We start from the raw sequence: 17558 nt of genomic DNA, 5'->3' as shown, positions 1-17558 counted from the left end.
TCAGTGCGCGGCGTTGTACGCCTCGACGACCGGAGCAGGAATGCGGCCCCGCTCTGAGAGCGTGTAGCCGTTGTCGTTGGCCCACGCCCTGATCGCGGCGACCTCCGGGTTACGGCCGGCGTGCTTACGAGGTGCCGCCGAGCGCGCAGACACGGCGGAGCCGGCCCGACGCCCTGCCGATATATACGGCTCGAATGCCGCGCGCAATTCTTCTGCGTGGGCGGTATTCAGATCGATTTCGTAAGAGGTCCCATTCAGCGAGAAATGCACGGTCTCGCCTTCACCGGCGTCCAGAACGCTTCCGTCGATGTCGTCTACCAGCTGGTGCACAATTCTTCTTGCCATGGAAATGACGATACTCCGAATTGACAAGTTCCGGAATATTACTCATGACCGGGGTCGATCAATTTCAGTCCGACGATGCATCCGACGAGTCCGAGAAGCAGCAGGATGCGCACCCAGGAGACCTCGCTGTCACCCGTGACCATCGCCCAGATGACCGTGAGCGTCACCCCGATTCCGACCCATACGGCATATGCGGTGCCGGTCGCGATATCCCGCATCGCGAATGCGAGCCCGATCATCGAGAGGATTAGACCGCCCGCGAAGATGATGCTCGGCCAGAGCTTGGTGAGTCCCTCGGATTTGCCCAGGGCAGTCGCCCACACGGCCTCGAGAACTCCGGAGACGATCAGCACGATCCACGACATGACGGTCCTTTCGGACCAGTCTTTTCGCTCACCGGGTACTGGTCTGCCTCGTCCGGGGCCGGGGTTCACCGACCAGTGTCCACGATAGCCGTCAGCGCTGGGCAGCGCCTGTGCAGCCCTGCTGCCGCGCGTGCCTGCGGTTCAGGGGAGCAGCCCGGCGCGGCGCGCCTTCGCCACAGCAGCGTGTCGGGTCGACGCGTCGAGCTTCGACATGGCCGTGCCGAGGTAGGCCTTGACCGTGCCCTCGCGGAGGCCTAACTGGCCGGCGATCTCCGCATTCGTCGCCCCGAGGGCCGCGCACGCGAGCACATCGGTCTCCCGACGGGAGAGATGAACCGTCGAGATCGGTCCGGTCCCCGACGGGACAGCGTCCTCGGCGAGCATCACGAGACGCTGTTCCACCTGCGCGATTCGCGCGCGCAGTTCGGCGTCATCGACGGACGCCGCGATGCTGCGAAGCTCGGCGAAGCTCTCGCGCAGCTCTTCGCGATGACGCGGCGCGACGGAATCGGATGCCGGTGCCACCGAACGAAGTCGTCGCTCCACCTCGTCGCGGACGCGGAGCTCCTCAGCCACAGACTGCGCGACCTGCATCGCCGGGGCGGTCGTCACCCCTCCGACGGGTGTCCTGTCCCAGGCTCCCGCATAGAGGATGCCTCGAGGGCGACTGCTCACGACGATGGGCAGAGCAAGCAGGGTCCGCAGTCCTTCGCCGAGCACGAACACGTCGTAGTCATGGGTGATCTGCTGTGAGGATCCGTAGTCGCTGGTCATGCGGGGGCGCAGTTCCATCATCGCCCGCCCTCCGAGGCCGCGCTCGGGTCTCACACGCAGCCCGTCGAGACTGCGGGTGCGGTTTCCGACGATGCTGGTCACGCTGACGACACCCTCGTCGATGAGCCCACCGAAGGCGACCGGGAACCGGGTGCGCTGAGCGAGCTCGCGCACGGCTCTGGCGACGAGCTCGGTCTCTGATTCCATCCGGGTCGATGTGGTCACGACTACCTACTTTCGGGGGTGACGGCGCTGTTCCCCGTTTCGTAGCGTCGACCCTATCATTCGCCTGGGAAACCGGGGCGAGCCGCAGCACATGAGGCAAGGAGGCCCCATGACCGACCATCAGACGGCTGATTCGCCGGGAGCGATCGACTACATCGCTGTCGAGCAATCACCACGATTCCGTGAGTTGAAGAAGACGCAGCGATCGTTCATCTTCCCGCTCGCGGCGTTCTTCCTCATCTGGTATTTCGTCTACGTCCTGCTCGCCGCATTCGCGATCGACTTCATGTCGCAGAGGGTGTGGGGCGATATCACCGTCGGACTGCTCATGGGGCTCGGGCAATTCGTCACCACTTTCGCGATCACGATGGGCTATGTCGCGTTCGCCAACCGGCGGCTCGATCCGATCGCCACGGAGATCCGTGAAGAGCTCGAGAAGGCGCAGGGAGAAGCATGAACATCATTCACGCAGCCACCCAGCCGGTTACGGCCGAGAGCAATCCCGTCCTCAACATCTCGATCTTCCTGGCTTTCGTCGCGGTGACGCTTTTCATCGTGATTCGGGCGAGCAAGAACAACAAGACGGCGGCTGACTACTATGCCGCCGGCCGCTCGTTCACGGGGCCGCAGAACGGTTTCGCGATCGCCGGCGACTATCTGTCGGCGGCGTCGTTCCTCGGGATCTGCGGAGCAATCGCGATCAACGGTTATGACGGATTCCTGTATTCGATCGGATTCCTCGTCGCCTGGCTCGTCGCACTGCTTCTGGTCGCAGAGCTCATGCGCAACACCGGCAAGTTCACGATGGCCGACGTGCTGTCCTTCCGTCTGAAGCAGCGCCCCGTGCGCATGGCGGCCGCGATCACGACGCTCGCCGTGTGCTTCTTCTACCTGCTGGCGCAGATGGCGGGTGCCGGCGGCCTGGTCTCGCTGCTGCTCGGAATCGACGGCCGGATCGGGCAGTCGATCGTGATCGCCGTGGTCGGTTTGCTGATGATCGTCTACGTCCTCATCGGTGGCATGAAGGGCACGACCTGGGTGCAGATCGTCAAGGCGTTCCTGCTCATCGGCGGTGCCATCGCGATGACGATCTGGGTGCTGGCGATCAACGGGTTCAGTCTCAACACGCTGCTCGAGGGAGCGGTGGCGAATTCCGACAAGGGTGATGCCATCCTCGGGCCGGGGCTGCAGTACGGGGCGAACCCCTGGGACTTCGTGTCTCTCGGCATGGCCCTCGTGCTCGGAACCGCCGGGCTCCCGCATGTGCTGATGCGCTTCTACACGGTGCCCACCGCCAAGGAGGCTCGTCGTTCAGTGGTGTGGGCCATCTGGCTCATCGGCGGCTTCTATCTGCTCACGCTGGTGCTCGGATATGGAGCGGGCGCGCTCGTCGGCGCGGATGTGATCGCGGCAGCACCCGGCGGACCGAACTCGGCCGCCCCGCTGCTCGCGCTGTATCTGGGCGGACCGGTGCTGCTCGGCTTCATCTCGGCGGTCGCCTTCGCGACCATCCTCGCCGTGGTGGCCGGACTCACGATCACGGCAGCCGCCTCGTTCGCGCACGACATCTACGCGAACGTAATCCAGAAGGGCAAGAAGGACTCCGCGGGCAACCCGGTCGAGCCCGACCCCGACGGCGAGGTGCGCGTCGCGCGACGAACGGTGGTCGTGATCGGCATCCTCGCCATCATCGGCGGCATCGGCGCCCAGGGGCAGAACATCGCCTTCCTCGTCGCGCTCGCCTTCGCGGTCGCCGCCTCGGCGAATCTGCCGACGATCCTGTATTCGCTGTTCTGGAAGCGATTCAACACCCGTGGCGCGGTCTGGAGCATGTACGGCGGTCTTGCGGCGGCGATCATCCTCATCGTCCTGTCGCCGGTGTTCTCCGGTTCGCCGACGTCGATGATCCCCGGGATCGACATCGTCCTCTGGCCGATGAACAATCCGGGCATCGTATCGATCCCGCTCGGCTTCTTCCTCGGCTGGCTCGGAACCGTCACGAGCCGCACCAAGGAGTCGCCGCTCCTGGCCGCCGAGATGGAGGTGCGGTCGCTCACCGGGTTCGGAGCAGAGAAAGCCGTGGATCACTGATCCGGCGGTGAAGCGATCGTGGACCCCGACGGCCTACTCGTCGGGGTCCACGTCGTGTGCGGTCAGCTGTGCGACTCGAGATCGAGAAGGAACCTCTTGCGCTCCGGATGCGCGCCGTATTGCCCCGCCGTTCCGTCGGACCGCACCACGCGGTGAACCGGGACGACGATCGAGAAGGGGGAGAGGCGGCACGCGGTGCCGACGGCGCGCGCGGCGCCGGGGCGACCGGCCAGCACCGCGATCTCGCCGTAACTCATCGTCTCTCCCCACTCGATCGTGCTGATCGTCTGCAGAGCAGTGCGGGCGAACCCGTCGACGAGGCGCCAATCGAACTCCAGATGATCCTCGAATCGCACCGGCGCGCCGTCGAAGTAGGCGTCGAGGAGCTCGGTCACGTCGTCGGCTGCTCCGGGGTCGGGATCGGGGACGGCGCCGAGCTGGCCCGAGACGTTCTCGAGAACCCAGGGAACCGAGGGATCGTCCGATTCCGAGAGGTCGAATCGGACGAGCCCCTCGTCGGAGAACACGGCGAGTGCGTCTCCGAAGGGGGTCGGTGCGAAGTCGTAGCGGAAGGTCATGCCTCCATACTGACCGCCGCGATCGAGCGCGGGCATCATCACGAGCGCGACCGGGGGAGACGCCGCTCACTCACGGCTTGCGTGCAGAAGCAGTCCGCATACACCTGATCCAGCCCCCTGATGGGCGGAAATCCGGTGAAACCCGCCAGGGATACCGGCTGCGGGGCGAGGCGCGCTTAGTGTGTGAGGTGTGTGGCGACGTGAAGGCAAGGCTGCGGATGACGCGGCAACCGATGCCGCAGTGACCCTCGGCGAATTGCACGAGCCGGTCTCCGGTATCGGCATCGCGCATGCCGCAGAAGCGGAGCGCACCCGTCTGCGTGCGGAAGCCGCGGATCTCGGCGGCCCATCGCCGCTCGTCAACTTCCGCGACACGGTCGAGTCCGGCATCGACATCTCGAAGGCCCACCCCGGCAGCCTTCCCCAGTTCATCACCGGCAAGTCCACCCTGCTGTCGAACCTCTACCGCGACGAGGTCGGTCTGCGGACCGCGAGGCTCGCCGCCGAGCGGATCACCGCGAAGAACACCGAGCTGCGCACCGTCCGCGGCATCGAAGCCGTGCACCTCGCGGTCGGGGTCGCCGGATGGCGCATCGGCGGGGCTGAGTTCTCGGCACCCGTGCTCCTTCGCCCGCTGGCGATCCGACGGCACCACTCCGACTTCGAGCTCAAGCTGCAGGGTGCCTTCGAGGTGAACCCGGAGCTCGTGCGGATCGCGCGCGAGCACTTCGGCATCACGATCGACGCCGCAGCGCTCGCCGCCCTCGCCTACGACGGCGGGATCTTCAAGCCCCAGCCCGTGATCGACAGCCTGCGTGCCACGACGCGATCGATCGACACGTTCACCGTGCTGCCGAGGCTCGTGGTCTCGACCTTCGCCGACGTCGGCGGCGCGATGTCCCGCGACGGGGGCAGCCTCGACCACGTCGTGCTCAACGCTCTCGCCGGACACGTCGGCGACCGCGAACAGGTCTCCGCCCGCAGGCCCGACCCGCACCACACCGGACCGGATGACCGCGCACCGGCATCCGACAATCTGCTGCTCGACGCGGATGCCGAGCAGGAGGCTCTTCTCGCGAAGATCGCGGCCGGCCATTCGCTGACCGTCGCGACTCTCCCCGGCACCGGCGGCACGCAGACCGTGATCAATGCGCTCGGCGAGCTCGTGCGCGCCGGCAAGCGCGTGCTCGTCGTCTCGGCTCGGCGCTCGACCCTCGACGGGGTGCGGCACCGCCTCGCGGGCATCGGTCTCGACAGCCTGGCGGTCTCACCCGCCAGCGTGCGCCGCGACCTCGTGCGCGCGATCGGCCGGAACGAGAAGGCGACTGCTCCGAAGGTCAGCGACGTCGATGACGCGCTGGTGCGTCTGCGCGCCGTGCTGCGGGACTACCGGCACGCGCTCACCGCTCCGGTCGCGGGAACGAACTCCTCAGTGCTCGACGCGACGCGTCACCTCACGAGGCTCGCCTCCCTGCCGACTCCGCCGTCGACCACCGCGCGGCTCAGCGCCGAGACCCTCCGCCGTCTCGCCGACGATCGCTCATCGGCTGCCGCAGCGCTCGCGCACGCGGCGCGCCTGGGCGAGTTCCGCTTCGGCCCGAACGACTCACCCTGGTACGGCGTGACCTTCTCGAGCACGGAGGCTGCGAAGTCCGCGCATCAGCTGGCGGCGCGCCTGCACTCCGCGAGCGTGCCTGCCCTGCTCGAGCGGGGTTATGCGCTGATCGCCCAGACGCATATGCGTCCGTTCTCGACCATCGACGAGCTCGGCGAGTACCTGCGGCTCCTGCAGGGCATCCGTGATTCCCTCGACCGGTTCAGCCCCACCGTGTTCGAGCGCCCGCTGGGGGAGCTCATCCAGGCCCACGGTTCGCGACGCGATGCGCCGGCCATGTCCGGAGCCAACCGGCGCCGTCTGCGTCGACTCGCGAAGGAATACGTCCGCCCCGGAGTGCACGTCACCGAGATGCATGAGTCGCTGCTCCGCATCCAGGCGCAGCGCACCCAGTGGCAGCGATTCGTGGAAGCCGGTGTCGCACCCGAGGTGCCGCTCGGCCTCGCCGACGTCTACGCCTCCTGGCAGCGCGTCACGGCCGAGCTCGCAGAGCTGGACGTCGCGCTCGGACGCAGGGAGCCGCTCTCGACGCTTCCCGTGGCCCGTCTCGTGCGCACTCTCGCGGGCCTCGCGGCCAAGTCCGATGTCTTCGACAACCTCGTCGAGCGTGCGCAGCTGCGCGATCGACTGGCCGAACTCGGTCTCGAGCCGCTGCTGGCGGAGTTGTCCGTTCGGCACGTGGCCGAGTCGCGCGTGGGGGACGAGCTGGAGTTCGCCTGGTGGCAGACGCTGCTCGAGCGCGCTCTGCAGGAGGACCGGGCGCTGCTCGGCGCGAACACGGCGGTGGTCGATCGGCTCGAGCGGGACTTCCGTCTCGTCGACGAGGCGCATGCCGCGATGGCAGGTCCGCTTCTCGCATGGCAGCTCGCGAACCAGTGGAAGATCGCGATCGTCGACGAGCCGCAGGAATCCCAGAATCTGAGGCGCGCACTGAAGCAGCCCGCGACGACGACGGCCGAGATCGTGAGCTCCGCGCCAACGCTCGTCGACGTGCTCGCGCCGGTCTGGATCTCGTCGCCCTACCTCGTGCCGCAGATCCCCGACTCGGTCGAGTTCGACACGGTTCTCCTCGTCGACGCGGCCGCCATCAACCTGGCAGAAGCCGCCCCGGCGATCCGCCGTGCGCGTCAGGTCGTGGCGTTCGGAGACCCGGTCACGCAGCTGCCGACCGCGTTCCACGTCGCGGTCGACCCGGGTTCCGAGTGGGAGCACGAGGTTCCCTTCGACTCCGTGTCGGTGTTCGAGCGGCTGTCGGAGCTGCTGCCGGTGATGACCCTCACGCGCAGCTACCGCGCAGGCGGCGAAGATCTCGCCGAACTCATCAACGACGCGTTCTACGGCGGCGAGATCGTCTCCCTGCCCTGGGCGGGGTCGTATCTGGGACGCGGCAGCCTCACCGTCGACTACGTCGAAGGCGGCACGGGAGCGCCCGACCCCGTATCGGGTGCGGTGGAGAGCCCCGAGGCTGAGGTCGCCCGTGTCGTGACTCTGGTCGTCGAGCACGCCGTGCATCGCCCGGACGAGTCGTTGATGGTCGTCACGGCGAGCAGGCGTCACGCCGAGCGCGTGCGCGCGGCGGTCACCTCCGCCTTCGCCGGACGATCGGATGTCGCCGACTTCGTCGGTCGCGATACCGCCGAGCCCTTCGCGGTGCTCACGCTCGAGGAGTCCGTCGCCGAGAGTCGCGACCGCGTGATCTTCTCGCTCGGCTACGGCCTCACCAAGCACGGCCGGGTGCTCAGCGACTTCGGTGACCTCTCGACGCCGGACGGCGAGCGGCTGCTCACCGTGGGAATGACCCGCGCCCGGCGGTCCATGGTCATCGTCTCGTCGATCCGACCCTCCTCGTTCGACGACGGTCGACTCGAGTACGGCGCGGCCACGCTGATGTCGATCCTGGGCGGCCTCGCCACCCGTGCACGCGATGCGCGCCTCGAAGACCTCGCCGATCCGCTGACGCTCGCACTCGCACGCGAGCTGCGCCGCCTCGGCGCCTCCGTCGACGTGGACTATCGCGGCCTGCTGCCCCTCGTCGCCCAGCACAACGGCAAGGCGGTCGTGATCGAGTCCGACCCGGAGTCTCGTGGCGAGTCGCTGCGCGAGACGCTCCGACTGCGCCCGCATGTGCTGCGTCGCCTCGGTTGGCACTACGTGCGCGTGCATGCGTTCGATCTCTACAGCGACCCGGTCACCGCGGCCTCGCGCATCGCCGGTGTCCTGGGCATCTCGGCATCCGCGGCTCGCGCCGACAACGACACGCAGCCGATCGATCTCACCGATCCGCAGAATGACTGACGAGCGCGACCCTGACGCACCCCGGCAGAAGGTCGTGCGGGTCTCCGGATCGAGACGTGCCCGGCTGACTCCCGTGCCGGGAACCGACACCGACCCGGAACGGGTCGTGAAGGACCCCCAGCGGCCGAAGGGCCCGAAGGGTCCGAACGACGATCAGCTGATGCAGGACGTGCCCCCGCACTACTGAACACCTGCCCCTGCGCCTTCTGCAGGGGATACGACGAAGCGCACGGTCCGATCAGGACCGTGCGCTTCGTCGTAGGACGATGCCGCGTCAGCTGCGCGAGCTGTTCCTGGCGAGCAGGTCGCGGATCTCGACGAGCAGCTCGGCTTCGGTCGCGGCGGCCGGCTCCTCCTCCGGCTGCTCGGCGGGCGTGCCCTTGCGAGCCTCGACGTGCGCCTTGAACGTGTTCATCGGCAGGACGAAGACGAAGTAGACCACCAGGGCGACCGACAGGAAGCTGATGACCGCCGAGATCAGGTCGCCGATGGGGAACGTGACCGTGTCGCCGTAGATGCTCGTCAGCTGCGGCCCGAAGTTTCCGGTCGCGTCTGCCTTGAAGAACAGGGAGACGAGCGGGGTGATGATGCTGTTGACCACGGCGGTGACGATCGCCGTGAACGCGGTGCCGATGACCACGGCGACGGCCAGGTCGATCACGTTGCCGCGGAGGATGAAGTCCTTAAAGCCTTTGAGCATGGTGAGTGCCTCCGAAGAGTCGATGTGGTCAGGATGAAGTGCTGGTCGACGCGGGCGCCGGAGTGGTGCTCTTCGCCGGCTCCGACTTCGATGATGCCGGTGCGGACGTCGATGCGCCGGAACCCGCGCGCGAGTCGTTGCGGTAGAAGCCCGATCCGTTGAACGTCACGCCGATCGATCCGTACTGCTTGCGCAGCTCGCCGCCGCACTCGGGGCAGACGGTGAGAGCGTCGTCCGAGAAGCTCTGCACGGCGTCGAAGGCGTGGCCGCACGAACGGCAGGCGTAGGCATAGGTGGGCATGGCGATCCTCGCGGGTCAGCGTCGCGTCGGCGACAGGTGGAGGGTCTGCGTGGGAGTGACGACGCCGGACACCGGCTGATCGTGCACCTCCCTCGGCAGGAAGTCGAGTACCTCGGAATCATAGATGACTGCGTAGACAGGCGGGCACTTCTCCATCGATCCGATGGTCTTGTCGAAGTATCCGCGCCCCCAGCCCATGCGCATCCCGGTGCGGTCGACCGCGGCGGCAGGGATGATCATCAGGTCGACGTCGTTCACGGCGATCGGGCCGAGGACCTCGCCTGTCGGCTCGGGCAGTCCGAACAGCCCCTCGGCGACGTCGTCGTCATCGGTCGCGACCGCCCAGTCGAGCAGACCGTCTGCGCGGGTCACCGGAAGCAGGACCCGGATGCCGCGGCGCACTGCCCCGGTGACGAACTCCCTCGTGCCCGGCTCGGTCGTGGTCGAGAGGAAGCACGAGATCGACCGGGCGCCCAGCGATGCGACGAGCTCGTCGAGTCGCTGCGTGATGGCGGATGCCGCGATCTCCCGCTGCGCGTCGCTCAGCAGCTGGCGGCGCTCGCGGAGCTCGGCGCGAAGCGCGCGCTTCTCGTGCTCGACGTCGTGAGGCATGCCTCCGAGTCTACGGCGGCATCCCCACTAGGCTGTGTGGATGGGTATTAGGAAGATGAAGGCTGTCATTCCCGCCGCAGGACTGGGAACACGGTTCCTGCCTGCGACGAAGGCGATGCCGAAGGAGATGCTGCCGGTCGTCGACAAGCCGGCCATCCAGTACGTCGTCGAAGAGGCCGCCTCAGCCGGGATCGACGACATCCTCGTCATCATCGGCCGCAACAAGAACGCGATCTCCAACCACTTCGACTCGGTTCCCGAGCTCGAGGTGAAGCTGATGGAGAAGGGCGACACGGGTCGTCTGGCTCGGGTCATCCACTCGAGTGATCTCGCTGACATCCACTTCGTCCGTCAGGGCGAGCCGAAGGGCCTCGGTCACGCGGTGCTGCGTGCCCGCACGCACGTCGGCGACAGCTCTTTCGCCGTGCTCCTGGGCGACGACCTCATCGACGAGCGCGACCAGCTGCTGACCGAGATGATCGCCGAGCACGAGCGCTCCGGCGCCGCCGTGATCGCCCTCATGGAGGTCGACCCCGCGAACATCCACATGTACGGCGCCGCAGCCGTGGAGGACATCGAAGGATCGGACGCCGTGCGCGTGACCGACCTCGTCGAGAAGCCGGCCGCCGAAGACGCTCCGTCGAACCTCGCGATCATCGGTCGCTACGTTCTTCCCGCGTCGATCTTCGAGGTGCTCGAGCACACCGAACCCGGCAAGGGCGGAGAGATCCAGCTGACCGACGCGCTGCAGGTGCTGGCGACCAGGCCCGAGGGCCCCGGCGTGGTCGGCGTGATCTTCCGCGGCCGCCGCTATGACACCGGTGACCGCGTCGACTACATCAAGGCGATCGTGCAGCTGGCCTCAGATCGCGACGACCTCGGCCCCGAGCTGCGCCCGTGGCTGAAGGAGTTCGCGGAACGCCTCTAGGCGTCATCGCGGGGGCGCACGGATGGATCAGGCGACGGGGATGCGGCACGGTCTCATCGAGCTGCGCCTCGTGCGCTCACGCGACGCGAGGGCTCTGCAGCATGAGCTGTTGAGCAACCGCTCGTGGCTGCAGCCGTGGGAGGCCACCGTCCCCTACGGCTCGGTCTCGTTCGACATGCGGCTCAGCATCCGTCGATTGCTTCAGCAGTACCGAGACGGCGCTGGCTACCCGTTCGTCATGGAGTACGACGGCGAGATCGCCGGGCAGCTCAACGTCTGGGGAGTCGCCAGGGGGTCGCTGTGCTCGGCGACCATCGGCTACTGGGTGAGCGAGCGGTTCGCCGGCAAGGGCATCACGCCGACGGCCGTCGCGCTCGCGACCGACGCGTGCTTCACCGAGTACGCACTGCATCGCATGGAGATCTGCATCCGCCCAGAGAACGTCGCGAGCCTGAGGGTCGTGCAGAAGCTCGGTTTCCGCTATGAGGGGCTGCGTCGCCGGTACATCCACATAGACGGCGACTGGCGCGATCACTACGCGTTCGCCCTGACGCGCGAGGATGTGCCGCAGGGCGTGCTGGCCCGCTGGTTGAACGGCGAAGTGCCCCCGGACGCCGCGACGATCCCTCCGTCCGACCGTTTCGCGCTCTGACACGCCGCTGAGTTCAGAACTCGTCGCGACACACGCTGCCACTGAGCGTCGTGACCATCGATGTTCCCGTACCGTTGTCGACATGGACGGGCCAGTGCTGAGCGGGGGAGTGATAGTCCTCGTCGCTGTGCTCCTGTGGATGCTCTATCTGCTGCCGTCATGGCGCGGACGCTTCCAGTACGACGCCGCCGAGCGCAACGCCGTCAGGCTGAACCAGGCCCTGCGGGTGCTCGCCGAGACCAGCGAGACCCCCGGCGAGGTGCGCCTCGAGCTCAATGCGCGGACGGCTCTCGCGCAACAGAAGCTCGCGAAGCGCCTGCAGTCCGAGAAGGAGGCCGCCGAGCTCATGCTCCTCCGTGAAGAGCTCGCGGCCACGAGGGCTGATCCTGTCATGCGCCAGGCACGCGCTCGTCGCCGCGTGCGCATCGTCGCCACCTCGACTCTGCTTCTCGGTCTCGTCATCGCCGGGCTGGGCGGGTGGCAGCTGATCGCCGGTCAGGCCCAGCTGCTGCTGTGGATCGGCGGAGCGATGATCGTCGTGGCCGGCTACGCCCTGCAGCGCATGTCGTCGGTCGCCGCTCGTGCAGCCCGACGCTCCGTTCGGGAGGCCGAGCAGCCCGTGCAGAGAGTGGCGCCCGAACTGCACGACCAGGGTCGAGCGACATGGACTCCGCGTCCACTGCCCGAGCCGCTGGTGACCGTCGCAGGCTCTCGTGCGCAGGTCGCGCGAGCAGAGCTCGATGCGCAGGAGGAGCGCCGGACCGCGGCTCGCCTCGCCGAGCTGCGCGAGCGCGCCGAGCGCCTGGCGCCCGCGACGCCGGTGCAGATCCCCGCCGCCGCGCCGGCGGCATCTTCTCCCTTCGCGAAGATGGGATACGTCGACGACGCCGAGATCGAGGCGCACGTCCGCGACCTTCTCGCGAAGCGCGCAGCCGGCTGATCTTCGCGGCACGAGCGGGCCTTCGAGCGTGATAGCGTAGAAGACGTCAGGGCCTATGGCGCAGTTGGTAGCGCGCCTCGTTCGCATCGAGGAGGTCAGGGGTTCGAATCCCCTTAGGTCCACTGAGAAGACGGCCGATCAGGAATGAGAAATCATGCTTGATCGGCCGCTTTTGTTTCATGTGCATCTGTCTGGTGGTGAGCTTTGTTGCCGAGCCGATCTCACCAAAGGCAATCGGATAGGCACGCATGTCGATGCCCCGCGCGTGCCTGACGAGGCGGGGGTGAAGATTTCGCGCAACGCGCCGCCCCTCACCCTGATGAGGGCCTTGCAATAAGGGAGCGGAGCCAGGCCGTGAACGATTCGCCGCCATCGAATGCCATCCCGCTCGTACAGAAGAGCGCGATGGCTCCGATCGCGGCGGCGAATATCCAGACAGGTGCGCGAACAGCCCAGCCGTTGCTCCAGAACAAAGCGAGCCAGAACCATCGAGGGCGACCGTAGGACGCGATGTAGACGCTGGAAAGGCTCGACAAGCAGAGTGCGATGAAGACGACGAGCATCATGAGGCAGAGGAACGCGCCGATCATCTGGTTCGACACTTGTTGGAACTCGCCTGCGGGCGCCCGGACGAAAGCGCCGATTGGACCGTACTGATCCACGCGTGCGCGAAACTGCCCAACCGCATCGCCATGAAGGGGCGCGTTTTGGAGCCAGTACGCATTGAAAAGGCCCGTGGTCCAGAGCACCGAACTGAGTAGCAGCCTCCACACGACTGAGCGACCGTCGACGCATCTCTTCGCCCAGAAGACAACAAACGAGAGGATCGTGCCGCCGAAGACGACCGCGGAGAACAACACAAGTGCGTAGGCGATCTCGCCGACGTACTGCGAATACTTGGCGACGGCGATGACCACGCCCACCACCGCGAGAATCAGGATGAGCTTCTCGGTGTCCGGATCGCTGGACCCACGATTCTGCCGTTGAGGCAGTCGTAACCGCCACGGGGTTGCCTCACGCGCGATTGTCAGCGCGTCGTTGAGTGAACGCCGATGCCTTGCGGCAGGAAGCGTGGCCATGTCTGCAAACGCAGCACCGATGATTGCCCCGGGGACGAGGAGCGCGATCGTGAAAACCGCCGAGAACCAGGTTGGCGCTGTCACCAGTCCTGCCCTCCGCCTCGTCGCACGAAGTTCAGTAAAAATGACGTTATTGCCCCTAGGATCATCCCGCCGACGCCGATCACGATGTCCCAGGTGTGCTCAGCTAGGAATGCTTGCACAGGACCCCCCTCCTGTTCGGCTCTGCGACGGATGTCCGTCGTACCCGCCCCAGTATCGCGGGTACGACAGACGCTGCGCCTGAGATGCCAGGATGGGGGATCGTTCCGCGGTGCTGGGGAAATCTGGCGCTCACCGCGGGAACGTGGCCGACACGGCCTTCCCGCGGCCTGGTCGAGACAGGGTGCTCAGCCCCATACAAACGACCCACCGAAAGAAGAAGGCCCCCGAACGAAGCACGGGGGCCTTGGTAATCGTCGCGACACGTGATCGATGCTCGGGTCTACCGCCACCGCATGTGCGGACAACGCGGCGCAGGCAAGACATGCGTGCGGCTCGACTGCGGTCTTAAGAGCGCGAGCTCATACTCGCGGCATATGCTTCGCGAATTTCGGCCGGGACTCGCCCGTAGCCGCTGATCGAATGCCCATGCGCGCGCGCCCATTCGCGAATCTCCGCAAGCTCGGAGGTCGATTTCCGGCGTCGAGGTTCGCGAGAGGAGGAGCTTTTCGCTTTCGAAGCGCGCGCCACCTTAATGAAGGGGGCGACGGCTTTCTCCAGCTTGGCCAGGTTCGCCGCTCGGAGATCGAGTTCATATTGACGGCCCTGCAACGCAAAATTCACTGCGCCACCGCCATCGCCGTCCTCAATGGGTTCACCGTCAAGATCGTCTACCAGTTCGACGACCACTCGTTTCGACATGTTGGTCCCTTTCGCATGGATATGTGTCGCCAGCTCGGTTACCGCGCCATAGTCAGAATACCAATAAACGCAGAAAAATGTACTCAAGTGACGGCAATTTGAAAGTAATGTACCCGACTTGAATCTCGACGGCGAACAGTGACGCCAATTGCGTCGCTCATCTGTCAGTGGCCGCCGTCGCGGCGAAGGTGCCCGTGAGTGGGTCGCGACGCCACCGTGATCGCGCGCGCGGGAGCGTCGCCGTGCGTACTGATCCATCTGCCAATGGAGGCGTGCAGGGGCGCGACGAAAATGAACTACGCCTTCTTCGGCGGAGCCCATGGAGCACAAGCGCCCGGGCCGCGTTGACTACTATCGAAGGAGAACACTATCCGCCGGGAGGGTCGATGTCCGCGCAAAGGATGCCGCAGCTGAAGCAGCAGCGCTCGATTGATACGCGCGAAGCAATCCTCTCGGGCGCTGCGCGCGTGTTCTCCCGAGTTACCTATGCTGAAGCTCGATACCGCGACGTCGCTGCGGAGTCCGGCGCCAGTGAGGGCGCACTCTACTTCCACTTCCGAAGCAAAGCGGACCTCGCGAAGGCGATTCTGAGCGCGCAGCAGGAGCGGATGACGGCGGTCCTTCTGGATACCGAGGCGGAAGACGGATCTGGGCTCGAAATTCTTCTCCGGGTCATGGCCAATCTGGGGAGCCTCATCGCCGATGATGAGATCGTGCAAGCAGGTATTCAGCTCGCCGGTCAGCCTTCCTCCGAGGTCACTGCTGAGGCGAGCGAGCCATACCTCGAGTGGGTACGTATCGCCAGGTCGCTCGTGGCTCGGGGTGTCGCGGATCAGTCGATCCGCGTCGACGTCGACGTCGACCTCTACGCCGAGCTGTTCAACACGGTATTCGTAGGTTCTCAGGTGTTGTCGGGTCTCGAGGATCACTGGACTTCACTGCCCCGGCGGATTCAACGGCTGACGCCCGCGCTGGAAGCGATCCTTGCGGCATGAGTGATTGACCGGTGATTACCTCCGAAGTTGCGGAATCCTTCCGTCGCGCTGAACTGGCAAACGGCGTGGTCGGACGGCCCGTTGGAACGCCGTCGATTCGTCCTGCTGAGATCCACAAAACCGATCCCAGCAACGTGTGGATTCATCACGCGGTAGAAGAGTCGCCTCACTCGATGTGTGCTGATTTCCGCGTCCCCGCGTCGCGGGGGGTTCCTCGCTTCGTCGATCTGATGGAAGTGCAACGCCAGGTTGGCATTCTGCAGGCGCACCGCCAGATGGGCGTCCCGGACACGGACGTGTTTGTTCTCGACGAGATAGCGTTGAAGCTCGTGACGAATTACGGACCGTCAGATATATCACGGCACTCCGGAGTTGTTCGCGCGCAGCTTGTCGCAACGTCCAGCAGGGGGCGGTCTCGCTCTCTTTCGCAGTACTTCGCGCTCGAAGGGCCCGGGGGGCTCATAGCGGTGGGTACAGCTGCCGCATCGCTTGTTCCGCATGCGGTCTACGACCGTGTTCGAAGCCGCCCCACAGCGGAGGAGGGCACTACCTCTGCAGGGCCCAGATATACGTACATGGAGCCCATCCGCGTGAGCGCTGAGGACCCCTTGCTGTCCGACCATCCCTCCGACCACCTCACCGCGGTTCAGACCATCGCTGATGTCGAGAGGGTTTCTCTGGAGCAGTCGTCATACGCACGCGTTCGTTCGTTGAAGCTTGAGTTCCATCGGTACGCCGATGCGGATCCCGCCCCGACGCTGCAGCTCAGGGTCTCAAAGTCGGGCCGGTTGAGGGCTGAAGTCGTGCAACTCGGCGTGCGACGAGCCAAAATCACCGGCACTCTTGAAGGATGACAGGACACCAATGCCAGACAAACTCGCGATTGTCACTGGAAGTTCGGGGGGCATCGGAGCAGAGATCGCCAAAGCGCTGAGTCGCGACGGATTTCATATCATCGCTCAGTACCGGAGCAACGCAGAGAGAGCGAACATCCTTCGGGCGACGATTCAGGATTCTGGCGGCGGGTGCGACCTGGTGAAGGCGGACTTGTCATCCATGGACGGTATCCATTCTTTCGTCGAAGCTGTCCGCGAAAGGGCGTCGGGCTCCCAAAGGAGTGTGTCGACACTTGTCAACAACGCGGCCAAGATGTTGGGGCCGTCATTCACTGAAGCGACGCCAGCGAGCTTCGACGAGTTCGTCTCGCTGAACACAAGAGCGCCGCTCTTCCTTGCGCAGCTGCTGTCTAGGGACATGGTGGCGGGAGCGAGCATCGTCAACATCTCGTCAGCGAGCGCCCATATTGCCAGTGCGGGGGACCTCGTCTACGCGATGACGAAGTCTGCCCTCGAATCACTCACGCGGAACATGGCCGAGGCCTTGGCGCCGCGGGGTATTCGAGTCAACGCTGTAGTACCCGGCTTCACGGACAACGGCCATCCGGCCTTTTCGAACGACGCCGCGGTCGCATACATGAGCGAGCTTTCGATGCTTGGAGGCGTAGCCCCACCATCTGCCGTTGCGGATGCAGTCAGCTTTCTCGTCTCCGACAAGGCTCATCGTACGACTGGAGCGATTCTGGACGTGACTGGAGGTATGTCTCTGCACCCTCGGCCGCATCGGCAGGGGTCTGTGCGAGGCCTCGTGTAGAGCCACACGCGCTCCTGGACATACTCGACCACACAGACAGCAAGACCCCCCGAGCACCGCTCGGGGGGTCTTTCGCTGTCTGTCAGGCGCGTGCCCTGCGACGACGGCTGGCCGCGACGTCGACGAGAGTCGTGACGCCGGCGCCCAGCGCGTATGCGGCGAGGTCGCGCGCGTCGAAGCCGACGCCCAAGACGAACCGCACCGGCCAGAAGCTCTCAGCCCACAGCCCCGGCAGGCCGGTGAGCTGAAAGCACTCGATCAGCGTGCACAGGGCCAGCGCGGTCACGCCGACGACCCAGAAGGCGGCGCGCGGGAATGCGATGGCGAGGACGAGGTAGATCATCACCGCGTAAAGGGCATCGCCGGCCAGGTCCGCTATCGGGCCGCTGCCGACGAAGTGCGTGACGAGCCCCGCCGCGACCACCAGTGCGGCGCCGACGAGCAGACCTCGTCGACGTGCACGCACGGGCGAATCGCGACCCGCGGACGACGGCATCTGCGTCTCGTCCG

The 17558-nt window shown here is 66.0% G+C and carries 20 protein-coding genes, 1 tRNA gene and 1 riboswitch; of the genes, 11 read left to right on the top strand and 10 right to left on the bottom strand.

The window, feature by feature from the left end:
* From ASF87_RS01180 to ASF87_RS01170, 3 genes are all read right to left on the bottom strand, one after another.
* Positions 1-345: a histone-like nucleoid-structuring protein Lsr2 gene (locus ASF87_RS01180; protein ID WP_056373565.1), complete on the bottom strand. Its 345-nt coding sequence runs from the start codon at positions 343-345 to the stop codon at positions 1-3.
* 38 nt (positions 346-383) lie between these two features.
* Positions 384-710, bottom strand: a complete 327-nt coding sequence (locus ASF87_RS01175; RefSeq protein ID WP_056373563.1) for a DMT family transporter — start codon at positions 708-710, stop codon at positions 384-386.
* A 10-nt stretch (positions 711-720) separates the two neighbouring features.
* A riboswitch (guanidine-III (ykkC-III) riboswitch) is annotated at positions 721-788 on the bottom strand.
* A gap of 63 nt (positions 789-851) precedes the next feature.
* The gene (locus ASF87_RS01170) at positions 852-1709 is read right to left on the bottom strand and encodes a LuxR C-terminal-related transcriptional regulator (protein ID WP_056373561.1); all 858 of its coding nucleotides are present in this window, start codon (positions 1707-1709) and stop codon (positions 852-854) included.
* Between the two features lie 109 nt (positions 1710-1818).
* Between ASF87_RS01170 and ASF87_RS01165 the strand changes: the two genes are divergently transcribed.
* Both ASF87_RS01165 and ASF87_RS01160 read left to right on the top strand, forming a co-directional pair.
* On the top strand, positions 1819-2166 hold the full coding sequence (locus ASF87_RS01165) for a DUF485 domain-containing protein (protein WP_042539853.1): 348 nt from the start codon (positions 1819-1821) through the stop codon (positions 2164-2166).
* Positions 2163-3800 (top strand): solute symporter family protein, encoded by a 1638-nt coding sequence (locus ASF87_RS01160; RefSeq protein ID WP_042539855.1) that lies wholly within the window; start codon positions 2163-2165, stop codon positions 3798-3800. Before ASF87_RS01165 ends, ASF87_RS01160 begins: the two co-directional genes overlap by 4 nt.
* A gap of 62 nt (positions 3801-3862) precedes the next feature.
* Here ASF87_RS01160 and ASF87_RS01155 read toward each other — a convergent pair whose 3' ends face one another.
* On the bottom strand, positions 3863-4378 hold the full coding sequence (locus ASF87_RS01155) for a methylated-DNA--[protein]-cysteine S-methyltransferase (RefSeq protein ID WP_056376275.1): 516 nt from the start codon (positions 4376-4378) through the stop codon (positions 3863-3865).
* Positions 4379-4568: 190 nt separating this feature from the next.
* Here ASF87_RS01155 and ASF87_RS01150 point away from each other — a divergent pair, with 190 nt between their 5' ends.
* Positions 4569-8288 carry an ATP-binding protein gene (locus ASF87_RS01150; RefSeq protein WP_056373559.1) on the top strand — a complete coding sequence of 1240 codons (3720 nt, stop codon included), beginning with the start codon at positions 4569-4571 and terminating at the stop codon, positions 8286-8288.
* Complete coding sequence (locus ASF87_RS01145) at positions 8281-8475, top strand: hypothetical protein (RefSeq protein WP_056373557.1); 195 nt, start codon at positions 8281-8283, stop codon at positions 8473-8475. Before ASF87_RS01150 ends, ASF87_RS01145 begins: the two co-directional genes overlap by 8 nt.
* Positions 8476-8562: 87 nt before the next feature.
* Here ASF87_RS01145 and mscL read toward each other — a convergent pair whose 3' ends face one another.
* Genes mscL through ASF87_RS01130 form a run of 3 tightly spaced genes read right to left on the bottom strand, consistent with a single transcriptional unit; the run spans position 8563 to position 9901 of the window.
* Complete coding sequence (gene mscL, locus ASF87_RS01140; RefSeq protein ID WP_042539861.1) at positions 8563-8988, bottom strand: large conductance mechanosensitive channel protein MscL; 426 nt, start codon at positions 8986-8988, stop codon at positions 8563-8565.
* Positions 8989-9016: 28 nt separating this feature from the next.
* Entirely contained in the window at positions 9017-9289 is a 273-nt protein-coding gene (locus tag ASF87_RS01135) for an FmdB family zinc ribbon protein (protein ID WP_042539862.1), read from the bottom strand.
* Positions 9290-9304: 15 nt separating this feature from the next.
* Positions 9305-9901 carry a 5-formyltetrahydrofolate cyclo-ligase gene (locus ASF87_RS01130; RefSeq protein WP_042539864.1) on the bottom strand — a complete coding sequence of 199 codons (597 nt, stop codon included), beginning with the start codon at positions 9899-9901 and terminating at the stop codon, positions 9305-9307.
* A gap of 40 nt (positions 9902-9941) precedes the next feature.
* Here ASF87_RS01130 and galU point away from each other — a divergent pair, with 40 nt between their 5' ends.
* From galU to ASF87_RS01110, 4 genes are all read left to right on the top strand, one after another.
* Positions 9942-10829 carry a UTP--glucose-1-phosphate uridylyltransferase GalU gene (gene galU / locus ASF87_RS01125; protein WP_042539866.1) on the top strand — a complete coding sequence of 296 codons (888 nt, stop codon included), beginning with the start codon at positions 9942-9944 and terminating at the stop codon, positions 10827-10829.
* Positions 10830-10869: 40 nt separating this feature from the next.
* On the top strand, positions 10870-11481 hold the full coding sequence (locus tag ASF87_RS01120) for a GNAT family N-acetyltransferase (RefSeq protein ID WP_042539893.1): 612 nt from the start codon (positions 10870-10872) through the stop codon (positions 11479-11481).
* 82 nt (positions 11482-11563) lie between these two features.
* Positions 11564-12421 carry a hypothetical protein gene (locus tag ASF87_RS01115; protein ID WP_056373555.1) on the top strand — a complete coding sequence of 286 codons (858 nt, stop codon included), beginning with the start codon at positions 11564-11566 and terminating at the stop codon, positions 12419-12421.
* Positions 12422-12470: 49 nt separating this feature from the next.
* Positions 12471-12543, top strand: a tRNA-Ala gene (locus ASF87_RS01110).
* Between the two features lie 189 nt (positions 12544-12732).
* Here the strand turns inward: ASF87_RS01110 and ASF87_RS01105 are convergent.
* Positions 12733-13584: a hypothetical protein gene (locus tag ASF87_RS01105; RefSeq protein ID WP_056373553.1), complete on the bottom strand. Its 852-nt coding sequence runs from the start codon at positions 13582-13584 to the stop codon at positions 12733-12735.
* 465 nt (positions 13585-14049) lie between these two features.
* Positions 14050-14403: a histone-like nucleoid-structuring protein Lsr2 gene (locus tag ASF87_RS17775; protein ID WP_162238665.1), complete on the bottom strand. Its 354-nt coding sequence runs from the start codon at positions 14401-14403 to the stop codon at positions 14050-14052.
* Positions 14404-14804: 401 nt separating this feature from the next.
* On the opposite strand from ASF87_RS17775, the gene ASF87_RS01100 reads away from it, so the two are divergent.
* Genes ASF87_RS01100 through ASF87_RS01090 form a run of 3 tightly spaced genes read left to right on the top strand, consistent with a single transcriptional unit; the run spans position 14805 to position 17048 of the window.
* Positions 14805-15398, top strand: coding sequence for a TetR/AcrR family transcriptional regulator (locus ASF87_RS01100; RefSeq protein ID WP_162238664.1), 594 nt, complete (start codon positions 14805-14807; stop codon positions 15396-15398).
* 11 nt (positions 15399-15409) lie between these two features.
* Positions 15410-16252, top strand: a complete 843-nt coding sequence (locus tag ASF87_RS01095; protein ID WP_082508713.1) for an AfsA-related hotdog domain-containing protein — start codon at positions 15410-15412, stop codon at positions 16250-16252.
* 10 nt (positions 16253-16262) lie between these two features.
* Positions 16263-17048, top strand: coding sequence for an SDR family NAD(P)-dependent oxidoreductase (locus ASF87_RS01090; protein WP_056373547.1), 786 nt, complete (start codon positions 16263-16265; stop codon positions 17046-17048).
* A gap of 82 nt (positions 17049-17130) precedes the next feature.
* Here the strand turns inward: ASF87_RS01090 and ASF87_RS01085 are convergent, their stop codons facing one another.
* The gene (locus ASF87_RS01085) at positions 17131-17544 is read right to left on the bottom strand and encodes a ribosomal maturation YjgA family protein (protein ID WP_157549976.1); all 414 of its coding nucleotides are present in this window, start codon (positions 17542-17544) and stop codon (positions 17131-17133) included.
* Between the last annotated feature and the right edge of the window lie 14 nt (positions 17545-17558).

Origin of the sequence: Microbacterium sp. Leaf161, from assembly GCF_001423645.1 — a bacterium.
Classification (GTDB): Bacteria; Actinomycetota; Actinomycetes; order Actinomycetales; family Microbacteriaceae; genus Microbacterium; species Microbacterium forte.
This window is presented reverse-complemented; position numbering and strand designations above follow the sequence as displayed.